Below are 4,443 nucleotides of genomic sequence, written 5' to 3'. Positions count from 1 at the left end.
CGCGCCGCGGTGGCCGCGGGTCTGCGCAGCCACAGGGTCCACAGCGTGTTGCGGATGCCGAGCCGGCGGCGCCGCCGCGGGTCCCGCGCCGCCGACGGGGCGTGGTGTACGACGATCCCGTCGTCGAAGCACATCCACCAGCCGTGCGCGGCGAGGTCCAGCGCCAGCAGTTCCTCCTCACCACCCAGCCACAGCCGCGGGGAGAACCCGCCGACCTCCCGGAACGCCGTGACCCGGAACGCGCTGAGCGCGGCCAGCACGCCGAGCAGGGCCGGGCCGGGGAGCCAGTCCGGCCCGGGCACGGGCGAGTGCCGCAGCTCGGGCACGATCGGGTCCTCGGTGAGGTCGGGTTCGACGAGGCAGCGGCCGGTGACCGAGGCCAACGGCGGGTGGGCGTCGAGCACCGCGGCGGCGCGGGACAGTGCGCCCGGCTGCCAGCACGTGTCGTCGTCGCAGAACGCCACGTACGGCGTGTGCACGTGGCGCACCGCGAGGTTGCGGGCGAGCGCGCCCAGATTGCGGTCGCACCGCAGCAGCGCCACCCCGGGGAACCGCTCGGCGACCGCGTCGGCGGTGCCGTCGGTGGAGGCGTTGTCGGCCACGATCACCGGCGCCGCGTCCGGCAGCGTCGTCATCGCCGCGAGCGTGCGCAGCGCCTCCGCCCGCCGGTTGTGCGTGATCATCACGACCGTCACGGCGGTCACGCGAGCTCCCGGATCTGGCGCTCCACCTCGTGCGGCAGCCGCCGCCGCGCACGGAGTGCCGACGGCAGTCTGCGCAGCGCACCCGCCCCGGCCATGGGGTCGAACACCAGCGGCCCGAGCGCCCGCACACAGTCGCCCGCGGGGCGGCGCATCCAGGTGATCAGCGCGTTGTTGCGGCGTTCGAGGCGCCGGCGCCAGGCTCCGGGCGGCCGCACCGCGGACGGGTGGTGGTGCGCGGTGATCCGGTCGACGTAGCACAGGGCCCACCCGCGTGCGGCGAGGTCGTAGGCGAGCAGCTTCTCCTCCGCCCCGAAGTGCAGCAGCGGGCTGAACCCGCCCGCGTCGAGGAACGCGCTGCGCCGCACGATCGCCGAGCACCCCAGGAAGCCGAGCACGAGCGGTCCCGGCAGGTCCGGTGCGGTGCCCAGCGGACTGTGCGCCATCACGCCGCACACCGGGTCCGGCCGCCGTTCGGGTTCCACGAGGGTGGTCGCGGCGATCAGGCCCAGCCGCGGGTAGGCGTCGAACAGGATCTCCGCCTGCGCCAGCGCACCGGGTTCCCACCACGAGTCGTCGTCGCTGAAGGCGACGTAGGGGGTGTCGGCGGCCTCCACCCCGAGGTTGCGCGCGGCCATGCCGACGTTCTCCGGGTTCCGGATCAGCCGCACCCCGTCGAAGTCCCGCCGCACGCGCTCGGCGGTGTCGTCCCCGGAGCCGTTGTCCACGACGATCACCGGCGGCGCCGGCCGCACCGCCCGCAACCTGCCCAGGGTCCGGGCGAGCTCCGGGGCCCGGTCGCGGGTGGCGATCACCACCGACGTCCTCACCGCAGCACCTCCCCCACCAGGTCGGCGACCAGCGTGCCCGTGCCGCCCGGCGGACGGTCCGAGTACCGGTGGGCGGCGGGCGAGACGCACCAGCGCCACCAGTGGTCCAGCGTCTCCGCGCAGACGTGCTCGGCCGCGATGAGCGCGGGCCAGCCGAGTGCGTGCGCCTGGGCGGTCACCTTGCCACCGCCGGAGACGGGGTCGACGGCGATCGCGGGCACACCGGCGCGCAGCGCGAGCACCAGTCCGTGCATCCGCGTGGTGAGCACCGCGTCCAGCCGCCCCAGCAGCGCGACGAACTGGTCCGGGGTGGCGCAGTGTCGCCAGTCCGCGGTGTCCAGCCGCGTGTCCAGCGGGACCGGGGCGACGTCCCGTCCGGCCACCCAGGTCAGCAGCGCCTTGTGCACCTGTTCGTGCCTGCGGCGTCCGCCGTACTCGTGCTGGCCCGGGGCGAGGGCCACCCCCACCACCGCCGTCGGCACGGTCGACGCGGCGAACGAGAGGTCCGCCTGCGGCGGGCCGAGCCCGTCCCGGGCGAGGACACGGTGGAACCCCGCGACGGCCCCGGAGGTGGGGTCGACGACCGACACCCCGACGGCGATCCGCCGGCACCCGGCGTAGCGCCGGTGCAACCACTCGACCTGCTCGCCGTGCACCGGTCCGCAGGCGAACACCAGGTGGCTGTAGTCGCCCGGGTCCGTGTCGTCGAGGTGCACCGCCTCCGGGGCCAGGGCCGGACTGAAGGCGACGTCGGCGGCGACCCCCGCCCGGTGAAGCGCCTCCCGGACCCGGCGCATGCTCAGCACGTCCCCCGCGGTGGCCTCACCGCGGAGGAAACTCGGCCATCCCGTCACGAGCACGCGCATGGTGGCGTTGATACCCCGGTCACGCCGTTTCACACCGCACCGGCGGTGGTAATCGGCCCTCCATGGTCACCGGTCGGCACCACGTACTCGTCACCGGCGGATCCGGATTCCTCGGATCACATCTGTGCCGCAGACTGCACGACGAGGGACACCGGGTGTCCTGTGTGGACAATTTCGCGACCGGGTCGGCGGACAACGTCGACGACCTCGACTCCCGGGCCGGGTTCCGGCTCGTCGAGCACGACGTGACCGAACCGCTGCCCGAGCTCGGCGCGGTGGACGCGGTGCTGCACCTCGCCTCACCCGCCTCCCCGGTCGACTACCGCAGGCTGGGGGTCGAGACGCTATGGGCGGGCGCACTCGGCACCGGACACGCGCTGGACGTGGCCACCCGCAACGGCGCCCGGTTCCTGCTCGCCTCCACCAGCGAGGTCTACGGCGACCCGGAGCGGCACCCGCAACCGGAGACCTACCGCGGCAACGTCGACCCGGTCGGTCCGCGCAGCGTGTACGACGAGGCGAAACGCTACGCCGAGGCGCTGACCACCGCCTACGCCGCGCGGTACGGCACCGATGTCGCGATCGCCCGGATCTTCAACACCTACGGCCCGCGCATGCGCGGCGACGACGGTCGCGTCGTCCCCACGTTCGTGACCCAGGCGTTGGCGGGGAAACCGCTGACCGTCGCGGGCAGCGGGGAGCAGACCCGGTCGATCTGCTACGTCGACGACACGGTCGACGGCCTGCTCGCGCTGCTGCGCGGCCGGATCGCCGGTCCGGTCAACCTCGGCGACCCGCACGAACGCACCGTGCGCGCGATCGCCGAGCGGATCCTGTGGCACACCGGATCCGACTCGCCGGTGACCACCGTCCCCGGCGCACCCGACGACCCGCGACGGCGGTGCCCGGACATCACCCTCGCCCGCACCGCGCTCGGCTGGGAACCCGGCGTCTCCCTCGACGAGGGTCTGCGCCGGACGGTCGCCTGGTTCGCCGCGGTCGGGACCGCGGCCTGAGCACCGGATCCACGGCCTCCCCGGGCCCGCGACGCGGCCGGGGCCGGGCGGGCGCGCCGTTTGAGAGCCGCTTCGCCGGGTAGCGGCACAGTAGGGGTCGCGGAAGCGACCCACACCCGATCGGGAGGTGGGGCCAGGTGCGAGTGCTCGGGATCAACGCGGTGTTCCACGACCCGGCCGCGGCGCTCGTCGTGGACGGGCGCATCGTGGCCGCCGCCGAGGAGGAACGCTTCACCCGCCGCAAGCACGGCAAGTCGCCGGTGCCGTTCTCCGCGTGGGAGCTGCCGGAACGGGCGGCGCGGTGGTGCCTGGACGAGGCGGGGCTGGAACCCGGTGACCTCGACGCGGTGGCCTACTCCTACGACCCCACGCTGGTCGACGAGGGCCTCGGCGGCACGGACGGGGGCGGCTGGGAGAAGCTGCGCACCCTCTACGCCCGGCGCGCGCCCGCGTTCCTCGGCACCGCCCTGCCCGGTCTGGACCCGGGCCGCGTCCGGTTCGTCCGGCACCATCTCGCGCACGCCGCCTCGGCGGCCCTGGCCGGGCCGTTCACCGACTGCGCCGTGCTGACCTCGGACGGCCGGGGCGAGGCGGAGTCCGCCCTGGCCGGGGAGTACCGCGACGGCAAGTTCGTCGAGCTCGCCCGGCAACCGTTGCCGCACTCGCTCGGGCTCACCTACGAGGAGGTCACCGCGCACCTCGGCTTCCGGCGGTCCAGCGACGAGTACAAGGTGATGGCGCTGGCCTCGTACGGCACCGCCCGGTTCGCCCCCGAGCTGCGCGGACTGATCCGGACCACCGGCGACGGGGGTTTCCACACCGACCCGGTGCCGTGGGAGCGGTTCGCGCCCGCGCGCCACACCGGCGACGAGCTCCGGCCGGAGCACGCCGACCTCGCCGCGAGCGTGCAGTGCGTCACCGAGGAGGTGCTGCTGGAGCTGGCCCGGTGGCTGCACGCCCGCACCGGGCACACCGACCTCGCGCTGGCGGGCGGCACCGCGCTGAACTGCGTCGCGAACACGCGGCTGCA

Annotated in this window: 5 protein-coding genes; 2 read left to right on the top strand and 3 right to left on the bottom strand. The window is 74.9% G+C overall.

What is annotated here, in order from left to right:
• The 3 genes from ACTIR_RS0104825 to ACTIR_RS0104815 form a co-directional block, all read right to left on the bottom strand.
• On the bottom strand, positions 1 to 704 hold a 704-nt coding region (locus tag ACTIR_RS0104825; RefSeq protein ID WP_026453430.1), incomplete at its 3' end, for a glycosyltransferase family 2 protein.
• The gene (locus ACTIR_RS0104820) at positions 701 to 1,531 is read right to left on the bottom strand and encodes a glycosyltransferase family 2 protein (RefSeq protein WP_026453429.1); all 831 of its coding nucleotides are present in this window, start codon (positions 1,529 to 1,531) and stop codon (positions 701 to 703) included. The genes ACTIR_RS0104820 and ACTIR_RS0104825, both read right to left, overlap by 4 nt.
• Positions 1,528 to 2,397, bottom strand: a complete 870-nt coding sequence (locus tag ACTIR_RS0104815) for a polysaccharide pyruvyl transferase family protein (protein ID WP_026453428.1) — start codon at positions 2,395 to 2,397, stop codon at positions 1,528 to 1,530. The genes ACTIR_RS0104820 and ACTIR_RS0104815 overlap by 4 nt, the downstream gene beginning before the upstream one ends.
• A gap of 62 nt (positions 2,398 to 2,459) precedes the next feature.
• On the opposite strand from ACTIR_RS0104815, the gene ACTIR_RS0104810 reads away from it, so the two are divergent.
• Entirely contained in the window at positions 2,460 to 3,413 is a 954-nt protein-coding gene (locus tag ACTIR_RS0104810; protein WP_026453427.1) for an NAD-dependent epimerase/dehydratase family protein, read from the top strand.
• A gap of 137 nt (positions 3,414 to 3,550) precedes the next feature.
• Positions 3,551 to 4,443, top strand: an 893-nt coding sequence (locus ACTIR_RS21755; protein WP_034238406.1) for a carbamoyltransferase N-terminal domain-containing protein, incomplete at its 3' end; no start/stop codon positions are given.

The organism is Saccharomonospora iraqiensis subsp. iraqiensis (assembly GCF_000430445.1).
Lineage (GTDB): Bacteria > Actinomycetota > Actinomycetes > Mycobacteriales > Pseudonocardiaceae > Saccharomonospora > Saccharomonospora iraqiensis.
The sequence above is the reverse complement of the archived record's forward strand: the minus strand, read 5'-3'. Positions and strand labels throughout refer to the sequence as shown.